Consider the following 20877-nt stretch of genomic DNA (forward strand, 5'->3'; position numbering starts at 1 on the left):
CAACCGAGTGAATTGTCATCCGATAACCCACAGAATATCCGCACTGATGATTGCTGTTTGCAATCAAATCGGGCCAGAAGGCTAGACTGCCGCTAACCGGATCTACGGATCACCAAGCCTCAGACGTATTGCATCCGGGACAAAAGGCACGCTGACGGGAGTAACAGCATGCAGAAGGCGCGATATCGAACCCATGCCTGATTCTTTGCAAAAACTTTGCGGAAGTGACGCGCTTCAACGCAAATAGAGAGGTACCATAAACTACTGATCACTGATAAATTTTCCTCAGAATCTCGTCGAGCCAAGCTGTGTTCTGCCAAGCGGCTCAGCATAACGCCATCGGACGAAAATGACCTCTATTATGCAAGGCATGAGTGAATGGCAGCCGGTTAATCTGCCTGGAGCACAAACATTCGAAATCCACTCTCAACACACGGGTGAAATCTACCGAATCCTAGTCCGCGCCCCCTTGGGGCCGCCTCCACAGGCAGGCTATCCGGCTTTGTGGATGCTAGACGGGGACGCGAGCTTCCCACTCGTCTTTAGCAAGCCTGCAGGCGGGCTTTTCCCTGCGGCATCGACGCCGGCAGATCTGGGCACGGGTCTGACCGTTGCAATCGGCTTTCCCGGCGGCACACCGTTCGATGCGCCCGCACGATCCAGAAACTACACACCGCAGCCGGATCAGGAGACCGGCGACATCGTCTCCGGTGTCTTCGGGGGCGCCAGGGATTTCCTGCATTTCCTCGTTGAAGAACTCCGTCCGGCGCTTTCAGCGCTCTATCCGCTGGACCCGACCCGCAACACTCTCTTCGGCTTCTCCTATGGCGGGCTCTTTACCGTCCACACTCTGCTGCACTGTCCCGGCCATTTCCAGCGATATTGGGCCGCAAGCCCGTCACTCTGGTTCAGCGACGCGTTGATGATGCGCCGCATGCGCGAGGATGCGTCGACGAGAGCGGCCGAGCGGCTTGTGATCACAGTAGGCAAGGACGAGCAATATGCAACGCACGCTCTGCCGGCCGGACGGCAGGACCACCTGTCGCGCCGGGCCATGGTCGACAATATCACGGAAGCTGCCGGCCTGATCGCCCGCGCTAACCCGACCATGAAGGTCGATCTGATCGTCGCTGCCGATCACGACCATTTCGACATGCTGCTGCATGGTGTCAGGCGCGCACAGGCAATGGCCTTCACCGAGGCGGGTTCCGCCGACTGAGATCGACCGCAAAACGAAGACGGCCCGGAACATTGGTTCCGGGCCGTCTTCTTGAGATTTGCAATCTCCTGATCAGAAAGTCGCGTTGAGCTTGAAGACAACGTTGCGCGGCTCGCCGTAGAAGTTGAACACCGAAGTGCCACCTACCCGTTCGTAGTATTTCTTGTCGAACACGTTGTTGACTGACAGGCTCGCCGTCAGATTTTCGTTGAACTTGTAACCTGCCTGTAAATCGACCACCCCGTAACCCGGGGCTTCGATTGTGGTGGCTCCACCTGCAGCCGTGCGTGAAATGTTCTGGAACGAGGAGAACAATTTCACGCCACCGCCAACGAAGATGCCGTCGGTCCAGGTGCCTGAGCCGTCAAACGTGTATTTGGTAAAGAGCTGAACCATATGCTCCGGGGTGTAAAACTCGGAGCCTGCAGCGCGCGTCGTGTTTTTGAAATGGGTATCTGTATAGGTGTAACCGGCCATTGCTTCCCAGTTGGGCAGGATTTCCCCATTGATCTCGAACTCAATGCCCCGCATATGCGCTTCACCTGCAGCAAGATAGTAACCGCTATGGGCCGGATCCGTATCTGAAACCGCGCGATTCTTGTCAGTCAGATCGAACCATGCCAGTGAAGCATTGAGATCTTCAGTCAATTCAGCCTTTAACCCGATCTCGTATTGCTCACCCGTACGCGGATCGAGAATATCTTTCGTCGCGTATTCAAGAGAAGACTGCGGCTGGAAGATTTCCGTATAGCTGGCATATGCCGACAAGCGGTCTGTCAGATCGTAAATGATACCGGCGTAGGGGGTGAATTCACCGTTGACCTTGACCTCACTGGTTCCGGACTGAGCATCGTACCAGCTGAAGCGGCCACCCCCGATCAATGTCAGCTTGTCGATCGGCTTGATGCGCCACTGGCCATAGATACCATATTGATCGGTCTCCGTTTCGGCAGGGCTACCGAAATTGACGGTCGGCTTTGCGACGTTGGAATTCCAATCGTAGATATTCTGCGTCCCCGCGATCAGGCCGGTTGCCGTCCGCAGGCTGTCATCCGAACCACGATAGTCGGCGCCAGCGATTATATTGTTTTCAAGGCCAAAAAATTCGAAGGGCTTGCTGATGTGGGCATCTAGCGAAAACGAATCCTGCTGATAGTCGCGCGCCAGCCAGCGCGTTCCGCCAGTAATGCCTCCAGCTGTCGCGGATACATTGCCGGTTGGCGATGCGGCACTTGCCGCGTAAGCATAAAGGAAATTGACGTCCACATGCGAATAGAGCGCCGAAATCTTCGCATGACCACCGTCATCAAAACGGTGCTCGAGTTCGGCGATATACTGCGTGACGTTGTTTTCGAAATTGTTCCAGTCCGCACCGGTATAGGTCGAACGCGGTAGATCGATCAGCGTCCCATCTGCAAATGTCGGCAGGCCGTTGAACGGCGTGATGTCGCGGCGGGTGTGATTGACACTGAGCGTTGCCGTCGTGTTGTCGGTGATGTCGGCCTGGATCGTGCCGTAGATGACACCGACCTTGTTGTCGACGGTATCGATGAAACTGTCCTTGGTCGAAAGCGCGCCGACAAGGCGACCGCGCACCCGGCCGGACTTGGTCAAAGGTCCGGTCACATCACCCTCGATGCGCTTGCCGTCCCACGAACTCATGATCGTGTTGATGCTGGCCCTGTACTGATCGGAAGCCTGCTTGAGGCGCATGTTGACGGCACCGGCCGGCTCGCCTGCCCCGCCGAAAAGACCGGAAGGCCCGCGCAGGATTTCGATATGGTCGACCACAACCATGTCCGGCTGGGTGCCGTAGATCGAAGAGACCGGCGTCGAAAGGCCGTTCATGTAGAGCGTGTCATATTCGAAGCCGCGCGAATAAAGGCTGGAGCGACCATCGTCATTGGTCAGAACCACAACGCCCGGCGTCTTGCGCATGACGGTATCGAGCGAAGAAAAATTGCCGTCGTCGAGACGTTCGCGCGTCATCACGGTGGTCGACTGCGGCACTTCGCGCAGGGTGCGCGTGTCCTTGTCGCCGACGCTGATTTCCTTCGTCGTATAGCTGTTCGTGCCTTCAGTCTCGTAGGTCGCACCTTCGAGCACGATCGGCGCCAGTTCCGTGCTGCTGTCCTGATTGTCGCTGCCGTCCTGCGCCTGCGCCGCAGTCGCAAGGCCCGTCAGCACGGTCGTTGCCAGCAGGATCCGCGTCAGCCGCCCGATTGCCTGCCGCTGTGCGATTGTCTTATTTCCGTTCATTCCCATACCCCTGGGCAACCAGTTCATTCCGCACGATTGTCGCGCCCCACACGGCAAACAGTGCCGGACGTCCCCCGTCGCGGCTATTCTTGAGTGCATATTTCATGTATTCCTATACGTGGTCTTGCAAACCTCCGCTTTCGTTAATCACGCATAAACTTATGCAGGAGACCTGTGTGAACAGTGCCGTCGATCCCCTTCCGCCCGTGCTCGCCAATCCCAACCCCGTCCTGACGCGGCGCGAATTGCGCAAGAACGGAGTGCGCGTGCTCGATGGCGGCGATCAAGGCGATGCGGTTGTCGCATGCGGTATTGTCGGGCAGGTGCGGATGGATGGCATCCACGTCAATTTCGGCCGCCGCATGCAGGTCGACGATCTCGAGATGGAAGTGGCGCTCGACGCTCAGGTCTGCATCAAGATCTTCCTCGAAGGTTTCGTCGAGGCCTCGCTGAACGGGGTGCCGATGCCCATGCCGCAACGCACGGCGCAGGGACGCTGGCAATCATCGGCAATCATCGTTTCCCACGAAAACGGCGCGCGGCTGCGGCGGCGAGCACGCAAGGGCCAGTATCTCGACAAGATGGTCATCGGCATGTCGCGCGAATGGCTGCAGCGCTTTTCCGAGACAAGCGAGGCTCCTGACAAATTCCAGGCGCTTCTGGGCGGAAACCCCGGTTTCTGGCAATGGCAGCCAAATCGCAAAGTGGAATTCCTGGCCCGGCAGATGTTCGATATCGCAGCCCGCAAGCCGCCGTTTTCGGCCGTACTTCTGGAAAGCCATACGCTCGCCATCGTTTATGAAGCGCTGACGGCAGCCTTCGGCTCCAATCCCGATGCGGTGATGCCGCCGACGAACCTTACGGCAGCAGAACAGCAGCGCATCTATGCGCTTGTGCAGTATATCGATCGTCATTCAGCCCAGGAACTGGCCGTCACCGAGATGGCAAACGAACTCGGTGCCAGCCAGGCGACGCTGCAGCGGCTGGTGCGCAAGGCGCATCATTGCTCCCTCAACGAGTTCATCCGCAACCGCTGGCTGACCGAGGCGCGCCAGGCGCTTCTCTTCAGCAATCGCAGCATTTCCGACATCGCTTATGAGGCAGGTTACGTGCATCTATCGAACTTCACGACCGCCTTCCGCAAGCATTTCGGCTATCCGCCTTCGTCACTGCGACGGCAGACGGGACAGATCGAGGGCTGAACGACGCAGCCCCAACAATCCTGCGCGATGCGCTCATGTTTTGGTAGCGGGTGCCGGCCTGCGATGCTAATGCTGCCGCCCGCACGGGCTGCGAGCGGACGGCACGGCCCCTGCCCTGCCCACGCCGTCAGCGGAGAATGCAGCCATGAGGATTGCGACAACCAGCCGAATCGCGGCGCGAATCGCCACAGCGGCGATTGCGTCGCTGCTATTCTGGTCGCAGGCCTCCGCCACCGAGACTTGGCCGTGCATCTTCACCAATGTCGATGGCAGCCAGACGGAAATACCGGCCAAGCCGAAGCGCATTCTCTCGACCTCGGTGACGTTGACGGGCACGCTTCTGGCGATCAAGGCTCCAGTTGCCGCGAGCGGTTCGGCCGCCAACGGCCAGTTCTTTGCCCAGTGGGAAAAGGTCGCCAAGGAGAAAAACGTCGACAATGCCTGGCCAGCCGGCAAGGTCGATCTGGAAGCCGTCTATGCCACCGAACCCGATCTCATCATCGTGACGGCAAGCGGCGCAGGCTCGACCAGGGACCAGCTTGCCGCATTCCGGCAGGTCGCACCGACCATTCTCGTCGATGACGGCGCCCTTTCCTGGCAGGAACTTGCAACCGAACTGGCTAAAGCAACGGGGCTGGAGGAAGAGGCCGCCGCATCGATCGCCGATTTCGACGCCTATGTTGCGGCAGCCAGAGCCAGGATCAAGATCCCAGCCGGCAAGGCCAATATCATCAGCTTCAACGGAGCCGGCCAGAGCAATCCGATCGGGCGACCGGGCGGTCCGCATGCAGCGCTTCTGGCAGCTCTCGGCTTCGACATCGAGGCTCCGGATCCAGCATGGCACACGCAGGCGGCAAGCCGCGACGATTTCGTCTGGGCCGACTACGAGCGCCTGGTGGATCTGAAGGCCGAAACAACATTCCTCCTGCGCGTGGATGACAGCAAGGCGGCAGCTTTCCGCAACGATCCCGTGCTTGCCAACCTGCCTTCAGTGAAGAACGGCCAGGTCTTTGGACTAGGTATCCATTCCTTCCGTATCGACTATTACAGCGGCAAGGAAATCGTCGACGGCATCGTCTCCAGGTTCGGAGACTGAGGTCTTGCGAAGCGGCCCGAGACGTATGGCAGCGGCAACCCGCACACGTGACAGCCGCCTGACGGCCGGGCTCTGCGCGCTCTTCGTGCTGGTTCTCGCCGCGGTCGTATTCGGCATCGTCGCTGGCGCCCGGCCCATCCCGCTTGCCACCACCTGGAATGCGATTACCCATTTCGATCCCGCCGACAGCGATCATCTTCTGGTTCGGCTGCTGCGTATTCCCCGCACGCTGCTTGCCATCTTGGTCGGCGCAGCGCTCGGGGCGGCCGGCACGATCATGCAGGCACTGACCCGCAATCCCTTGTCCGATCCCGGCATTCTCGGCATCAATGCCGGGGCAGCGATGGCGGTCACGGGCGCGATTGCCGTATTGGGCATAACCGATGTGACGGCCTATATGGCCTTCGGTATCGCCGGGGCCGCATTTGCCGGAGCGGCCGTCTATCTGCTCGGCAATCTCGGGCAAAACGGCGATCCGGTGCGTGTCGTCTTGGCAGGTGCCGCGCTTTCCGTCGTTCTTCTGTCGCTGACCCAGATCGTTCTGGTCAACAGCGACGAACAGGTTTTTGATCAGTTTCGCAACTGGTCCGTCGGATCGCTTCAGGGCCGCGGTTATGCGGTTCTTGTGCCTGCTCTCGCCCTCTCGTCGGTCGGTATCCTGATCGCGCTCACCCTGACCAGGGCCTTGGACACGGCAGCCCTTGGTGCGGACCTCGCCAAGGCGCTCGGCGGCAATCCGCTGCATGTCTGGAGCCTTTCGGCGCTTGCCGTGATCATTCTTTCCGGCGCGGCGACGGCGGCCGCGGGTCCGATCGGCTTCATCGGCCTCACCGCGCCGCATATCGCCCGGCTGATGACCGGGCCCGGTCACCGCTGGCTGCTGCCCTACGCCATGACCATCGCCGCCCTCCTGACAGTCAGCGCCGACGCGCTTGGGCGGATCATCGCACCACCCGGAGAAGTCGGCGTCGGCATCATGGTGGCGCTGATGGGTGGACCGTTCTTCATCACGCTCGTGCGTCGCCACCGGATATCGAAACTATGAGCCGCGCATCTGCCTCCAGTTCCACCGGCACGGCTCGCCGGCTTGTCTGGCGCAGCCGGCGCATGTCCTTTGCCATCGCCGTCCGCCCGATCGCGATCACGCTCTGCCTGACGGTTCTCACACTCCTCGCCGCACTTTTCGCCATCACGCTCGGGCGCGTCTCGGTTCCCTTCATGGAGGTCGTGTCAACGCTCTTTGGATATGGAGAGAGTGGCATGCGACAACAGGTCGTCATGAACCTGCGCCTGCCGCGCCTGCTCGTTGCGATCTTTGCCGGCGCATCACTCGGCGTCTCGGGTGCCGTATTCCAGTCCGTGTCCCGCAATGCGCTCGGCTCGCCGGATGTGATCGGCTTCACCACCGGGGCCGCGACAGGCGCGCTGATACAGATCGTCATCTTCGGCGGAGGCCCGCTTGCCGTGGCGTTCTCGGCCATGCTCGGTGGGTTGGTGACGGCAACCTTCGTTTATCTCCTGTCATTCCGGCAGGGAGTGACCGGCGGTTATCGTTTGGTCCTGATCGGCATCGGCGCCGGTGCAACGCTCAATGCTCTCAACGGCCTGATGCTGGTGAAGGGCGACCTCGACAATGCGATCGCCGCCAATCTCTGGCTTGCCGGTTCGCTCGATGCCCGCAACTGGGATCACGCATCGGCGGTGATGGGCGGCGCGCTCCTGCTCATTCCGCTGGTCGGTCTTGCAGCGACACGGCTGCGGATGATCGAGATGGGCGACGATCTGGCCCGACAGCTGGGCGTCAATGTCGAACGGACGCGGTTCGCCATGATTGCCTGCGCCGTTCTTCTCGCCGGCGTCGCCACCGGTGCGGCGGGACCGATCGCCTTTCTGGCGCTGGCGGCACCGCAGGTTGCGGCACGTTTGACCGCCTCGCGCGGAATGCCGGTCGTGAGCGCCGCAGCCATGGGGGCTTTCCTTCTGGTCATCGCCGATCTTGTGACCCAGTACATTGCCGCAGATATTGTCCTGCCCATCGGGCGGACGACCGGCCTTGTCGGCGGCCTCTATCTTCTGTGGCTGCTCACGCGATCAAAACAGCGCTGACGGCAGGGTCACGGCGACGTTGCCATCTCATCCAGCGGCACGACCATCGGATCGCCGGTAACCGGATCGTCAATAACGATAGCCGCAAGCCCGAAAACAGACTTCACAAGCTCCGCGGTCATGACGCTGCGCGGATTTCCTTCCGCGACAATGTTTCCGTCGCGCATGGCAACGATGTGATCCGCATAACGGCAGGCCTGGTTGAGATCATGCAGAACCGCAACGACAGTGTTGCCCTGCCGGCGGTTCAGATCGCGCAGAAGATTGAGAAGTTCGATCTGATGGGCGATGTCGAGAAACGTCGTAGGTTCGTCGAGCAGCAGAAGCGGTGTTTCCTGTGCAAGCACCATGGCGATCCACACACGCTGGCGCTGCCCGCCGGAAAGCTCGTCAACGGCGCGCTCGGCAAGCTCCTCCACCCGTGCGGTGCGCATCGCCCATGAGACTGCGTCCTCGTCCGCTTGGCTCCAGCGCTGCAGAAAAGACTGGTGTGGATAACGGCCGCGAGCCACGAGATCGGCAACCGTGATCCCGTCAGGCGCCACCGAACTCTGCGGCAGAAGACCGAGCGTGCGGGCGACATCGCGGGCCGGGATGCGTTCGATCTCTTTGCCGTCGAGCACGACATGACCGGCATTCGGCCGGATGATCCGGGCGAGCGCTCTTAAAAGCGTGGACTTGCCGCAGGCATTGGGGCCAACGATGACGGTGAAGAGACCGTCCGGAACCTTGAAACGCAGATCGCGCGAAATGGTCCGGTCGCCATAAACCAACGTGACGTCTCGGGCTTCAAGCCTGCTATCCGAGCCAATGAGGGTGGTTCTGGAAACGGACTCGATCATAAAATTTCCATCCTTCAGTCGGTCGCTTGTGGCTGAACGGTGGAAGCATCGTCAACCAATATCTCTCTGCTCGGAGCATCCGGCATGTTCAAGGGGGCGGCCATGGCGGTCACCGCTGCATCGTGATCTGAAACTTAAGAACGGTCAGCCGCAAGCGATAAAGTATGGCGTCTGACATGAACACAGACTGGTTGGCTTATGCAAATGTGGATGCGGTCAGCCGGCCGCGAAAATCTCGCAGGTGCGGCCGGCAAGGCACCTAGCATAGGCAAGAACACACACAACTGGTGTAACTTCATTGCAATGTTTGGCGTATAGCGTCGAGAGATGCTGAGGGACAGAATTCAAAAGTTATTCTTTATAGCAATGTTAGGCTTGGCGGTGCTGGTCTATCTGGTTGCCAATCCTTTGCGTGCGGAAGAACCTTCAAAAATTGTTAGCTCCTGCTGGACCTCGAGCGGATTATCGAGCGACATGGTCGAACTTGCAGGATCGCTTGAGCATTGGATTTGCGGGGATCAGACCTATTCGCTCGAGGGCGAAAGGGTGGTTCTGCGCTTCGAAATCGGGCCCGACGATACGCTTCCCCGCTATCTGTTCTCCAGGAGAAGCGCACTTCAGGCCGTTCATCTGTTGGTGATCGACCGGGATGGCGCGACACGCCAGAGTTCATTTTCTTCAGGTGACCTGTCGAATTCCCTTCGTGGCGGGTATTTCAAGGCATCGTTGCCTGAAGTCACGCGCAACACGCAACACGTCATAGCTGCATTTGATCTGCCAAGCCATCGGATGACGCTGGAGCGAGCGTATCTGTCACAATCCGACCTCCCGTTGAGTGGCAATCTTCTACGATCATTTCTGCTTCTTGCCATCCTTGCCGGCATGCTTTCCATGCCGCTCATTTTCAACGCTGCTTTCTACAGGATCTTGAACGAGCCTTTTGTATTGTGGCATTCCACGCTGACCATCTCGCTTCTGCTGACGATATTGGTCTCGTCTGGACTTGCAGCGGTTCTCTTCGACCTGCCGGCGATGACGCTAAGCTGGATGACGACGATCATTTTCGGTTTTACGGTGGCATCCGGGGCTATGTTTACGCATAGTTTCATCGAACCCGGACGTATGCATCCCATCCTGCGCCGAGCGTTGCTTTCTTGCGCAGGCTGGGCAATGTTGCTGAGCATCTCTCACGCTGCATTTCCTTTCGTAGCGCGCCCTATTCAGTCGACGCTCTATACGGCGGCTTTTGCGCCGATTCTCGTCATTTTCTTACTGTCAGTTGCCGACGCCTTGATGCGAGGCAGCCGTGCCGCCAAATTCCAGGCGCTTGGCTACATACCCGTGATCTTGGCCGGATCGGTGCGGCTGGTTACCGGTATCACTCCTTGGCTGGAGAGCAATGATGCCATGCTGCTCTTCTATATGGGATGCGCATGCGAGGTTTTGTTCACCACCTTGGGGGTTGCCGATCGCTTCATGGCGATCCGGCGCCAGAGAGACAGCGCACGCTTCGAGGCGGATGTCTTCGAGCGCCTGTCGGAATCCGACGCACTGACGGGGCTGCTCAACCGAAGGGCAATAGAACAGAATTTCGAAACGTATCGTGCCGAGGGATATCGCGCGCTTGCCGTACTTGATCTCGACCATTTCAAGAAAATCAACGACGTTTACGGTCATGGGATCGGCGACGAGGTTCTGAAAGCGGTGGCCGAGACCCTGCAGGCCGACCCTCAGATTCGTGCATTTCGTCTGGGCGGCGAGGAGTTCGTGCTTCTCGTACGCGGTGAAGACGCCCAGCTACGGGCGGAACGTCGGCGCCAGGCAATTACTGCCGCAGTCGCAACTGCGCTACCGGAACTTGGGCAAGCGGTCACCGCCAGCATGGGCATGACAAACTCCCGACCAGATGAAGATGCGGGCTTCGCCGAGCTTTACAAGCAGGCCGACAGATTACTTTACGACGCCAAACTCGCTGGCCGAAATCGAACAAAACTCATTCTGGTGCAAGGCGCCTAGACCTGCCCCGATCACCTGAACCACTCGTCCAACAAATCAGACATTCGAATATGCCACTGCTCTCTGCCTGATACTGAGAGGGCAGGCGTGAGGCCGACAGTTCATCGGCATGGATTAGGTTGTTCCTTGAAGCCTGAGTTTCTGCTCGCTTGATGAACCTGCGCGATAGCTGCACCCACAGTGCCGGGTTAGAGCTTTGTCAAAATTCGGAAGCGCGAACGGATATGCAACAGGACTTGCCCCACGTGCTGCAGTCCGTCGAGAGGTGATCCACTATCTATAAACGCAACAAACCCGATCGAAGGCTTCTCCAGCCCCGAGACAATTCAGGCCGAAACTAGCCGAAGCCAATACTAAGGCGACGTTGCATAGCCCGAAATATGCGACAAAACGTCAACATTTTGATCCACACGCGCTTGGATCCATCTCAATGACGCAGGCAACCGGTTGATAATATAACGTTTTCTAGAAATCTCTCTTGTCATTACGTTTGCTAATTACAGTGATCCAATAAATTCAATTCTTTAAACGTCACATCTCTGCCACAAAGTTTTCAGGCGCTTCCTTCGAAGTGAAAAGCAAATTCAGATCAGTTTTTTTGAGGCAATCTCGACATGGATTGCACTCGATCATTTGTGCTTATCAGAAACAAAAGGAGCCCTTTCTGAGGAAATACATTTCAAGTTCAAAAGTAAACGCTTCCTAATTTTAGCGTTACTGGGGAGAGAGCAGATATGCTAGCTATTCTTGGATTAGTGACAATCCTTGTTCTGTTGACAGTTATATTGACGAACAAGCTGTCACCATTGGTTGCCCTCATCGTGATCCCGATCATCGCATCGCTGATTGGTGGGTTCGGTGCAGAAACAGCAACATTCATCGTCAGTGGCGTCAAAAACATCGCGCCGACGGCAGCCATGTTTGTCTTTGCGATCGTTTTCTTCGGTGTCTTGACTGACGCCGGCATGATGGACCCGATCATCGACCGCATTCTGAAAGCCGTCGGGTTAAAGCCGACCCGCATCGTCGTCGGCTCGGCATTGCTCGCCCTGATCATCCATCTCGACGGTTCCGGCGCGGTCACCTTCCTCATCACCATTCCAGCCATGCTGCCTCTCTACGACCGTCTGGGCATGCAACGCCGAATTCTGGCACTCGTCGTGGCTCTGGCTGCCGGTGTCAACTTCCTGCCCTGGACAGGTCCGGTTCTGCGCGCTTCGGCTGCACTGAATGTTCCGGTATCGTCGATCTTCACACCGCTCTTTGTCGTGCAGATTGTTGGTCTGGTATTCGTCTTCGCCACAGCCTGGTACATGGGTAAGCGCGAGGAACGTCGCCTTGGCCTTGGTGCTGGCGCCACGGTTGCTGCAACCGGCGAAGGTTCGGAAGGCGCCTACAAGCGCGAACTCACCGATGCCGAAAAGGAAATCCGTCGTCCTCATCTCTTCTGGGTCAACATTCTTCTGGCGCTTGCGATCCTCGGTACGATGATCTCGGGTTATGTCGATGCCGCTCCGATGTTCATGATCGGTACCGTGCTTGCCCTGATGATCAACTATCCCAAGGTCAAGGACCAGAAGGCTCGCGTCGATGCCCATGCAAAAGCCGCGCTGATGATGGCCTCCATCCTCTTCGCCGCTGGCGCCTTCACCGGCATCATGGGCGGTACAGGCATGATCAAGGCGATGGCCGCAGCCGGCGCAACCTACGTCCCGGCGGACCATGCACAGGCCATTCCCTTCATCACCGGTATCCTGTCGATGCCGCTCAGCCTGCTGTTCGACCCCGACTCCTACTACTTCGGTGTCATGCCGGTTCTGGCAAATGTCTATCACAGCTTCGGCGGTGACCCGATCCACGTCGCCCAGGCCTCCATTCTCGGCCAGATGACCACCGGCTTCCCCGTCAGCCCGCTGACGCCCGCCACCTTCCTGATCATGGGCCTTACCGGCGTCAGCCTCGGTGAACACCAGAAACTGGCAATTCCATTCCTCTTCGCTGCCACGGTCCTGATGACCATTACCGCAGTGATCCTGGGTGTCATCCCATCCCCGTTCGGATGAGCCGCGCCCACCTGATTTGAAATAAGGAGTTACAATAATGCGTACTATTCGCATCGGATCCGGAGCCGGATATTCCGGCGATCGCATCGAGCCGGCGGTGGAACTCGCCGAAAAAGGCAACATCAACTACCTCGTTTTCGAATGCCTGGCAGAGCGCACCATCGCGATCGCCCAGAACGCCAAGCTGAACGACCCGACAAAGGGGTATGACCCGCTGCTCGTCGAACGTTTCGAAGCCGTACTGCCAATCTGCAAGAAGAACGGTATCAAGATCATCACCAACATGGGCGCTGCAAATCCGCAGGCCGGCTCTGCCAAGGTTCGCGAGATTGCCGCCCGCCTGGGCCTCGGCAAGCTCAAGATTGCAGCCATCTTCGGTGACGACGTCGTCGAAGCCCTCAAGGTCAGCGACACCAAGATCCTTGAAACTGGCGCTCCGGCTTCCAGCATGGCCGGCGTTCTCGTCTCCGCCAACGCCTATGTGGGTGCTGCCCCCATGGTAGAAGCGCTTGCCAACGGCGCCGACGTCATCATCACCGGCCGCGTTGCCGATCCGTCGATGTTCCTAGCCCCGCAGATCCATGAATTCGGGTGGTCGCAGGACGACTGGGACAAGATCGGCAAGGGCACGGCTGTCGGCCACCTCTTGGAATGCGGCGGTCAGGTCACCGGCGGTTATTACGCCGAACCCGGCAAGAAGGACGTTGCCGACCTCGCGCGCCTCGGCTTTCCGATTGCGGAAGTTTCCGAAGACGGCGCGATCGTCATCACCAAGGTTGAGGGCTCGGGCGGCAAGGTCACCGAGCACACCTGCAAGGAACAGATCCTCTATGAGGTTCACGACCCCAAGACCTATCTGACACCGGATGTGACTGCCGATTTCTCGCAGATCACCTTCACCGAAATCGCTCCCAACCGCATCAAGGTCGGTGGCGTCACCGGTCGTGCCCGCACTGACACCTTCAAGGTTTCGGTCGGCTATAACGACGGCTACATGGGCGAAGGCCAAATTTCCTATGCCGGTCCCGGTGCGCTGGCGCGTGCCCAACTGGCCCTCGATATCGTCAGGGAAAGACTGAAGATCACCGGCGTCGAGGCAAACGAGCTGCGTTTCGACCTGATCGGCGTCAACTCGATCCATGCCGGCGTTCTGGCACCGGCCCCCGAACCGACCGAGGTTCGTGTCCGTGTGACCGGTCGTTGCGACAGCATGAAAGAAGCTGTGCGCATCGGCAATGAAGTCGAGACGCTATACACCAATGGCCCTGCCAGCGGTGGTGGCGCCACGAAATCGGCCAAGCAGGTGGTCGCGATGCTTTCCGCGCTCTTCCCGCGCGATAAGGTCGTCCCCGTCATCGAATATCTGGAGGCCTAAGGCTATGAAACTCTTCGACATCGCCCATTCCCGCACCGGCGACAAGGGCAACATCTCCAACATCTCCGTCATCGTTTATGACCAGAAGGATTACGAACGCGTCCGCGAATACGTCACGCCCGAACGGGTCAGGGCGCATTTCAAGGGCATCGTCAACGGCGACGTCGTTCGTTACGAAATCCCGACGCTCGGCGCACTCAACTTCGTCATGCAGGATGCTCTCGGCGGCGGCGTAACTCGCTCGCTTGCCCTTGATGCACACGGTAAATGCCTGGCCTCCGCGCTTCTCGCGATGGACATTCCGGCCAAGAACTAAGGCGCCAAAGGTGCCGGCAGCCTGAATTCTTGTGGGCTGCCCCGCCTCCCCCGAAGAGGAAAGATCCATGTCAAAAGTAAGTAGCGTCGCAGCTGCAGTCGAGCAGATCCCGGATGGCGCGGTATTGATGATCGGCGGTTTCATGGGCGCGGGCACCCCGCCACTGCTGATCGACGAACTGGTCCGCCAGGGCAAGAAGAACCTCACCGTGATCGCCAATGATACGGCCCGCCCCGGTGTCGGCATCGGCAAGCTGATCGATGCCGGTCTGGTGAAGAAGGTGATTGCCAGCCATATCGGCACCAATCCGCAGACCCAGAAGCTGATGATCGCCGGCGAACTCGAGGTCGATCTCGTTCCGCAAGGGACGCTGGCCGAGCGCGTGCGTGCCGGCGGTTCCGGACTTGGCGGCGTGTTGACGCCGACGGGTGTCGGCACAACGGCAGGCGAGGGCAAGCAGACCGTCGAACTGAACGGCACGACCTATCTCGTGGAAGAGGCCATCAAGGCCGATATCGCGCTGATCTCCGCCCGTAGCGCCGACTATTCCGGCAACCTGCGTTATTCGCTGACATCGCGTAACTTCAACCCGCTGATGGCGCTGGCCGCTGAGCTGGTGATTGCCGAGCCGAACGAGATCGTCCCCATCGGCTGCATCGAGCCCGATGCCGTTGTTACCCCGCACGTGCTTGTCGACGTGATCGTCGCGAAGGGAGCCGAAAAATGAACGAGAAAGAAATCATCGCCCGGCGCGTCGCGCTGGAACTGAAGCGCGGCGATCTGGTCAATCTCGGGATCGGCCTGCCGACCATGGTTGCAAACTACCTGCCTTCCGATGCTGGCATCTCCTTCCAGTCGGAAAACGGCATTGTCGGCATGAGCGCCCTGCCTGATCCGGGTCTTGCCGGAGCTGACCTCACCGATGCCGGCGGCTCTCCGATCGGTGCCCTACCCGGGGCCTGCGCCTTCGACAGCGCCTTGTCGTTCGCACTGATCCGCGGCGGCCATCTCGATGTGACGGTTCTCGGCGGATTGCAGGTGGATGAAGAAGGCCAGCTCGCCAACTGGATGGTCCCGGGCAAGATGGTGCCAGGCATGGGCGGCGCGATGGACCTCGTCTCTGGTGCCAAACGTGTGATCGTTGCAATGACCCACACGGCAAAGGGCGCTCCGAAGATCATCAGGAAATGCACGCTGCCCCTCACCTCCGTTCGCCGCGTTGATCTGGTGGTCACGGAAATGGCTGTGATCCAGCCGACCGAGGAAGGGCTGGTGCTTCTGGAAACAGCTCCCGGCGTGACGGTCGATCAGGTTATCGCTGCGTCGGAAGCCAAACTGTTGATACCGAAGGTTCCAGGCGTGATGGGCATCGCAGCCTGAACTATCGGTTTGCGGGAGGGGCGTATCCTCCTCCGTCGTCCCTCCCGCTTCATTCCGGCTCTCATCGAGCCACCGTAATGTCGAGGCGTGGATCTCCTGCGCCATCTTCTCTCTTTCGCTGCAGATGAAGGCCGGAAGGTCACGAACTCATGCGGCAGGATTGGAAAACCCATGACCAATATCGTAATCGTTTCAGCCGCGCGCACTGCGATCGGCAAGTTCATGGGTGGGCTTTCCACCCTTCCCGCAAGCCAGCTTGGCTCGATCGTCATCCGCGAAGCTCTCGAACGCGGCGGTGTCGAAGCCTCCGCCGTTTCCGATGTCGTGCTCGGCCATGTGCTGAGCGCCGGTCAGGGCCAGAACACCGCCCGCCAGGCAGCCGTTACCGCAGGCATCCCGATGAGTGCTACCGCACTCACCATCAACCAGGTCTGCGGTTCGGGCCTGCGTGCGGTCGCACTCGGCGCCCAGTCGATCCTTGCCGGGGATGCCGATGTGGTGGTGGCCGGCGGCCAGGAAAACATGAGCCTTGCTCCACATGCCGCCGTGCTGCGCACCGGCATCAAGATGGGCGCGGCCGAGTTCGTCGACACGATGATCAAGGACGGATTGTGGGATGCGTTCAACGACTACCATATGGGCATCACCGCCGAAAACGTCGCAGCCAAATATGCATTGACCCGTGAAGCACAGGATGCCTTTGCACTTGCCTCGCAGACCAAGGCTGCAGCCGCAATCGCCGAAGGCCGGTTCAAGTCAGAGATCGTGCCGGTGACGATCAAGGGCCGCAGGGGTGACATCATTGTCGATACCGACGAGAACCCGCGCGCCACGACGCTCGACGTTCTGGCCGGGCTCAAGCCCGCCTTCAAGAAGGACGGCACGGTGACGGCGGGCAATGCCTCTGGCCTCAACGACGGTGCTGCCGCCGTGGTGCTGATGCGCGAAGAGGAAGCTGCTCGCCGTGGTCTCACCCCGCTTGCCCGGATCGCCTCGTTTGCAACGATGGGTGTCGATGCGGCCATCATGGGCACCGGTCCTATCCCCGCCTCGCGCAAGGCGCTGGAACGGGCCGGCTGGACAATCAACGATCTCGATCTGATCGAGGCCAATGAGGCGTTTGCGGCACAGGCGCTATCGGTCAACCGCGATCTCGGCTGGGATCCGGCCAAGGTCAATGTCAATGGCGGTGCAATCGCCATCGGTCATCCGATCGGGGCTTCCGGTGCACGCGTCCTTGTCACGCTGCTGCATGCGCTCAAAGCCCGCAACGCAAAGAAGGGCCTCGCAACGCTGTGCATCGGCGGCGGCATGGGCATCGCGCTTTGCGTCGAGGCCTTCTGAGACACCCCTGTGAAGCTTCGGCTTCGCAACGGCGTGGGCATCTGGTGGGTGCCCACGCCTCGACAATTTTCGGGGAAAGGGCTGTAGCCAAAGCCGGTCACGCAACCCGCAGCAATATTGAAATCGATATCAACAGGACAGGCGCGAGCGGCAAAGGCCGTTGCGACGAGGAACCGTGCCCATACGGCACGTCCCGCTAGAGGATTACATGAATGGCCCAAGATCAGTCACACGTTCTCATCATCAATTGCGGCAGCTCGTCGCTGAAGTTCAGCCTGTTTGCCGGTGAAGGCCGTACGGCAGTCGTTTCAGGCCTCGCCGAAAATCTCGGACAGCCGGAAAGCCGACTGATCCTCAAGGAAAACGATGCGAAAGTGACGATCGCGCTTGATGGCGGCAGCCATGACGCAGCGCTGCGCCGACTGATGGACAGCCTGAAGGAACGAGATCTGCTGGACGCGATCGGTGCCGTCGGACACCGGATCGTGCATGGCGGCGAGCGTTTTACCAAGGCAATCCGCCTCGATACCGAAGTTCTCGACGAGATCGAGACCCTCTCCTATCTCGCTCCGCTGCATAACCCGGCAAACGTGCTTGGCGTGCGTGTCGCCATGGAAGTGCTCGGCTGGGTGCCGCATGTGGCGGTGTTTGACACGTCCTTCCACATGACCATCCCACAAGCCGCACATGCCTATGCCATTCCGCAGACCTATCGTGATGCCGGCGTCCGCCGTTACGGCTTCCACGGCACCAGCCACGGCTTTCTTGCGAAGGAAGCGGTTGAACTGCTGGGCCTTGACCCCAGCGATCATGGCCTCGTGATTGCCCATCTCGGCAACGGTTCTTCGGCAACCGCCGTCCTGAACGGCGAAAGCGTCGATACGTCGATGGGTCTCACACCGCTTGAAGGCCTCGTCATGGGCACCCGTTCCGGCGATATCGATCCCGGCGCAATATTCCACATTGCCCGACAGGATAAGCTCTCTATCGATGAACTCGACACCCTGCTCAACCGCAAGAGCGGCCTGTTTGGCCTTTCCGGCCTCTCCAACGATTGCCGGACGCTGGAAAGTGCTGCGGCTGAAGGTCATGAGGGTGCGATCCTTGCACTCGATGCAATGGTCCATCGCCTCGCCCGTTATATCGGCGGTCTTGCCACGTCCCTGCTTCGTCTCGACGCAGTCGTGTTTACCGGTGGTATCGGCGAAAACTCAGCCTTCGTACGCCGCAAGACGATCGCCCGGCTCAGGGTGCTCGGCATCACGCTGGACGACGAAGCCAATGGCCAGATGTTCGGCGGACGTTGCGGCGTGATCAGCGCTTCCGGCAGCAGGACCGCTGCGGCCGTCATCGCCACCAACGAGGAATGGGCCATAGCAAACGAGGCCCGGCCCTATATAGGTAAGGCAAGTTGAGGCGGTCCGATCAAATTCCGAGGCGTCCGGTCCATACGAAGGGTTGCCGGGCGCCTCAAAATAGATTTTTCCCGGCATGGCCGGAACGGTCATGACAAATCGAAAGGCGATAGTTTCATGTCGGCACATCTCATTTTTCTCGCACCGCTGGCGCAAGACGTCGACCTGAGCGCCGTAGCGCTCGGTTTCGTGCGAGCCCTGCAGCGTGACGGTCTGAAGGTCGGCTTCGTCAAGCCGATCGCTCAGCCGACGGCCAGTGAACATCCCGGCTCGCCGCTGAAGACGACCGAAGTCTCCACCTATTTTGCCCGCAGCCTGTGCCTGACGGAGGCCCCCGAGCCGATCGCATTTACCCATGCGGAAGATCTTTTGCGCAAGGGCGAACTCGATCTGTTGCTGGAAGAAGTCGCAACGATGACGGAAGCCCTGCGCGCCGATCATGACGTGGTTGTCGTCGAAGGCCTGATCCCGTTTACCGATCTGCAGATCGTTCCCAGGCTCAATGTCGAGATTGCTCGCAGCCTCGACGCCGAAGTGGTTCCGGTCGTCAGCGGTGTCGATGATGACAAGCGGCTGACCGATACGGTTGCGCTCGCCGAGCGTCAGTATATGCGCGACGCCGAGGGGCATTTTGCCGGCCTGCTCGTCAACAAGCTACCTGAGAAAAGCCGGCGTGAGGCTCTGACGGTTGCATTTGCCAAAGCCGGAATGGAAACCAGCACCATCCTCGGCGCGATCCCGTACGAGCCGAATCTCAACACGCCACGCCTGTCCGACCTCGTCTCGTCGCTCGATCTGAGCGTCGTGCAGGGTTCCAAGCTCGATGCCGTGCGTGTCCGCGAGATCGTCGTCGGTGCCCGTTCGGTCGAGAAGATGATCGACCGCCTGCGTCCGGAAACCCTGGTCGTCATGCCCGGTGACCGCAGCGATATCGCGCTTGCCTCGGCGCTCGCCCATAGCCGTGGCGTGCCGCTTGCCGGCCTGTTGCTCACCTGCGGCGCACCGCTTGCAACCCCGGTCGCAGACCTGATGGCCTCGGTCGGCTCAAACATCCTGCCGATCCTGTCCACCCCCGACGATACCTATGCCACCGCCTCCCGCCTGGCGCATCTCAGCTACCATGTCAGCCAGGATGACAGCCAGCACATGGAAAAGGTCATCGATTTCGTCGCCGAACATATCGACACGACATCGCTGCGTGACCGGATCGGTACCTCGACCGAAGCACGGCTTTCGCCGCCGCGCTTCCGCAACCACCTGATCGAAGGTGCACGGAAGGCCAATAAGCGCATCGTGCTGCCCGAGGGTGAAGAACCCCGCACGCTGCAGGCTGCCGTCATCTGCCACCAGAAGGGCATTGCCCGTTGCGTGTTGCTCGGTCGCCCCGATGCCATCCAGATGATCGCCAGGGCCAAGGACATCGAACTGCCCGCCGATCTCGAAATCCTCGACCCGGCCGCCGTGCGCGCCAACTATGTCGATGCCATGGTCGAACTGCGCAAGTCCAAGGGCATGACGCCTCCCCAGGCAATTGCCCAGCTGGAAGACACGGTCGTTCTCGGCACGATGATGCTCGCCGTCGGTGAAGTCGACGGTCTGGTCTCCGGTGCGGTCCATACCACGGCAAGCACGGTGCGCCCTGCCCTGCAGCTGATCAAGACGGAGCCGGGCCAGAGCATCGTCTCCTCGGTCTTCTTCATGCTGATGCCCGATCAGGTTCTGGTCTATGGCGATTGCGCCATCAACCCGAACCCGACGGCAGACCAGCTGGCGGAAATCGCCGTCCAGTCTTCCGACACGGCAAAAGCCTTCGGCATCGATCCGCGGGTGGCAATGATCTCCTACTCGACCGGCACGTCGGGTACCGGCGGCGATGTCGACAAGGTGCGCGAGGCAACCGAGCTTGCCCGTCAACGCAAGCCGGACCTCCTGATCGACGGCCCGATCCAGTATGATGCGGCAAGCGTCGAAAGCGTCGGCCGTTCCAAGGCTCCCGACAGCCCGGTCGCCGGCCGCGCCAATGTCTTCGTCTTCCCGGACTTGAACACCGGCAACACCACCTACAAGGCCGTTCAGCGCTCCGCCGATGTTGTCTCCGTCGGCCCGATGCTGCAGGGCCTGCGCAAGCCGGTCAACGACCTGTCGCGCGGCGCGCTGGTTGACGACATCGTCTTCACAATCGCGCTCACCGCTATCCAGGCTGACCAGCAATCGGCGGGCGCGAAATAAGGCGTAGAGGGCAGA

General features: G+C 59.7%; 16 protein-coding genes. 14 read left to right on the forward strand and 2 right to left on the reverse strand.

What is annotated here, in order from left to right; all coding sequences use genetic code 11:
- The first annotated feature begins 370 nt into the window (after positions 1-370).
- Positions 371-1219, forward strand: coding sequence for an alpha/beta hydrolase (locus JZX87_RS21095; protein ID WP_286194990.1), 849 nt, complete (start codon positions 371-373; stop codon positions 1217-1219).
- Between the two features lie 72 nt (positions 1220-1291).
- Here JZX87_RS21095 and JZX87_RS21100 read toward each other — a convergent pair whose 3' ends face one another.
- The gene (locus tag JZX87_RS21100; RefSeq protein ID WP_206827799.1) at positions 1292-3478 is read right to left on the reverse strand and encodes a TonB-dependent siderophore receptor; all 2187 of its coding nucleotides are present in this window, start codon (positions 3476-3478) and stop codon (positions 1292-1294) included.
- 176 nt (positions 3479-3654) lie between these two features.
- Here JZX87_RS21100 and JZX87_RS31840 point away from each other — a divergent pair, with 176 nt between their 5' ends.
- From JZX87_RS31840 to JZX87_RS21120, 4 genes are all read left to right on the forward strand, one after another.
- The gene (locus JZX87_RS31840) at positions 3655-4680 is read left to right on the forward strand and encodes an AraC family transcriptional regulator (RefSeq protein WP_206827801.1); all 1026 of its coding nucleotides are present in this window, start codon (positions 3655-3657) and stop codon (positions 4678-4680) included.
- Positions 4681-4825: 145 nt separating this feature from the next.
- Positions 4826-5776 carry a Fe2+-enterobactin ABC transporter substrate-binding protein gene (gene fepB, locus JZX87_RS21110; protein WP_206827803.1) on the forward strand — a complete coding sequence of 317 codons (951 nt, stop codon included), beginning with the start codon at positions 4826-4828 and terminating at the stop codon, positions 5774-5776.
- 25 nt (positions 5777-5801) lie between these two features.
- A complete protein-coding gene (locus tag JZX87_RS21115) occupies positions 5802-6821 on the forward strand; it encodes a FecCD family ABC transporter permease (protein WP_206827805.1) in 1020 nt (339 codons plus the stop codon).
- The gene (locus JZX87_RS21120) at positions 6818-7882 is read left to right on the forward strand and encodes a FecCD family ABC transporter permease (protein ID WP_206827807.1); all 1065 of its coding nucleotides are present in this window, start codon (positions 6818-6820) and stop codon (positions 7880-7882) included. The genes JZX87_RS21115 and JZX87_RS21120 overlap by 4 nt, the downstream gene beginning before the upstream one ends.
- An 8-nt stretch (positions 7883-7890) precedes the next feature.
- Here the strand turns inward: JZX87_RS21120 and JZX87_RS21125 are convergent, their stop codons facing one another.
- Positions 7891-8724: an ABC transporter ATP-binding protein gene (locus JZX87_RS21125; protein WP_206827808.1), complete on the reverse strand. Its 834-nt coding sequence runs from the start codon at positions 8722-8724 to the stop codon at positions 7891-7893.
- Positions 8725-9090: 366 nt separating this feature from the next.
- Here JZX87_RS21125 and JZX87_RS21130 point away from each other — a divergent pair, with 366 nt between their 5' ends.
- The 9 genes from JZX87_RS21130 (at position 9091) to pta (ending at position 20862) form a co-directional block, all read left to right on the forward strand.
- A complete protein-coding gene (locus JZX87_RS21130) occupies positions 9091-10740 on the forward strand; it encodes a GGDEF domain-containing protein (RefSeq protein WP_286194992.1) in 1650 nt (549 codons plus the stop codon).
- Between the two features lie 734 nt (positions 10741-11474).
- On the forward strand, positions 11475-12803 hold the full coding sequence (locus JZX87_RS21135) for a CitMHS family transporter (RefSeq protein WP_206827812.1): 1329 nt from the start codon (positions 11475-11477) through the stop codon (positions 12801-12803).
- A 37-nt stretch (positions 12804-12840) separates the two neighbouring features.
- Positions 12841-14178 carry an acyclic terpene utilization AtuA family protein gene (locus tag JZX87_RS21140; RefSeq protein ID WP_206827814.1) on the forward strand — a complete coding sequence of 446 codons (1338 nt, stop codon included), beginning with the start codon at positions 12841-12843 and terminating at the stop codon, positions 14176-14178.
- A gap of 4 nt (positions 14179-14182) precedes the next feature.
- Positions 14183-14494: an AtuA-related protein gene (locus tag JZX87_RS21145; RefSeq protein ID WP_206827816.1), complete on the forward strand. Its 312-nt coding sequence runs from the start codon at positions 14183-14185 to the stop codon at positions 14492-14494.
- A 67-nt stretch (positions 14495-14561) separates the two neighbouring features.
- Positions 14562-15221 carry a CoA transferase subunit A gene (locus tag JZX87_RS21150; RefSeq protein WP_206827819.1) on the forward strand — a complete coding sequence of 220 codons (660 nt, stop codon included), beginning with the start codon at positions 14562-14564 and terminating at the stop codon, positions 15219-15221.
- Entirely contained in the window at positions 15218-15874 is a 657-nt protein-coding gene (locus JZX87_RS21155) for a 3-oxoacid CoA-transferase subunit B (RefSeq protein WP_206827820.1), read from the forward strand. Before JZX87_RS21150 ends, JZX87_RS21155 begins: the two co-directional genes overlap by 4 nt.
- A gap of 171 nt (positions 15875-16045) precedes the next feature.
- Positions 16046-17218, forward strand: coding sequence for an acetyl-CoA C-acetyltransferase (locus tag JZX87_RS21160; protein ID WP_206827822.1), 1173 nt, complete (start codon positions 16046-16048; stop codon positions 17216-17218).
- Between the two features lie 212 nt (positions 17219-17430).
- On the forward strand, positions 17431-18633 hold the full coding sequence (locus tag JZX87_RS21165) for an acetate/propionate family kinase (RefSeq protein ID WP_206827824.1): 1203 nt from the start codon (positions 17431-17433) through the stop codon (positions 18631-18633).
- A 117-nt stretch (positions 18634-18750) separates the two neighbouring features.
- The gene (gene pta / locus JZX87_RS21170) at positions 18751-20862 is read left to right on the forward strand and encodes a phosphate acetyltransferase (protein WP_206827826.1); all 2112 of its coding nucleotides are present in this window, start codon (positions 18751-18753) and stop codon (positions 20860-20862) included.
- The last annotated feature ends 15 nt before the right edge of the window (positions 20863-20877 follow it).

It is taken from the genome of Agrobacterium sp. Ap1, from assembly GCF_017313375.1.
Lineage (GTDB): Bacteria > Pseudomonadota > Alphaproteobacteria > Rhizobiales > Rhizobiaceae > Neorhizobium > Neorhizobium cellulosilyticum.

Excerpts from the sequence above, each read along its gene's own strand:
- JZX87_RS21155 (WP_206827820.1), top strand. The coding sequence starts at position 15,218 with ATGAACGAGAAAGAAATCATCGCCCGGCGCGTCGCGCTGGAACTGAAG.
- JZX87_RS21120 (WP_206827807.1), top strand. The coding sequence starts at position 6,818 with ATGAGCCGCGCATCTGCCTCCAGTTCCACCGGCACGGCTCGCCGGCTT.
- JZX87_RS21125 (WP_206827808.1), bottom strand. The coding sequence starts at position 8,724 with ATGATCGAGTCCGTTTCCAGAACCACCCTCATTGGCTCGGATAGCAGG.
- JZX87_RS21150 (WP_206827819.1), top strand. The coding sequence starts at position 14,562 with ATGTCAAAAGTAAGTAGCGTCGCAGCTGCAGTCGAGCAGATCCCGGAT.
- JZX87_RS21115 (WP_206827805.1), top strand. The coding sequence starts at position 5,802 with ATGGCAGCGGCAACCCGCACACGTGACAGCCGCCTGACGGCCGGGCTC.
- JZX87_RS21095 (WP_286194990.1), top strand. The coding sequence starts at position 371 with ATGAGTGAATGGCAGCCGGTTAATCTGCCTGGAGCACAAACATTCGAA.
- JZX87_RS21130 (WP_286194992.1), top strand. The coding sequence starts at position 9,091 with ATGTTAGGCTTGGCGGTGCTGGTCTATCTGGTTGCCAATCCTTTGCGT.
- fepB (WP_206827803.1), top strand. The coding sequence starts at position 4,826 with ATGAGGATTGCGACAACCAGCCGAATCGCGGCGCGAATCGCCACAGCG.
- JZX87_RS21160 (WP_206827822.1), top strand. The coding sequence starts at position 16,046 with ATGACCAATATCGTAATCGTTTCAGCCGCGCGCACTGCGATCGGCAAG.
- JZX87_RS21100 (WP_206827799.1), bottom strand. The coding sequence starts at position 3,478 with ATGAACGGAAATAAGACAATCGCACAGCGGCAGGCAATCGGGCGGCTG.
- JZX87_RS21135 (WP_206827812.1), top strand. The coding sequence starts at position 11,475 with ATGCTAGCTATTCTTGGATTAGTGACAATCCTTGTTCTGTTGACAGTT.
- JZX87_RS21165 (WP_206827824.1), top strand. The coding sequence starts at position 17,431 with ATGGCCCAAGATCAGTCACACGTTCTCATCATCAATTGCGGCAGCTCG.
- JZX87_RS21140 (WP_206827814.1), top strand. The coding sequence starts at position 12,841 with ATGCGTACTATTCGCATCGGATCCGGAGCCGGATATTCCGGCGATCGC.
- pta (WP_206827826.1), top strand. The coding sequence starts at position 18,751 with ATGTCGGCACATCTCATTTTTCTCGCACCGCTGGCGCAAGACGTCGAC.
- JZX87_RS21145 (WP_206827816.1), top strand. The coding sequence starts at position 14,183 with ATGAAACTCTTCGACATCGCCCATTCCCGCACCGGCGACAAGGGCAAC.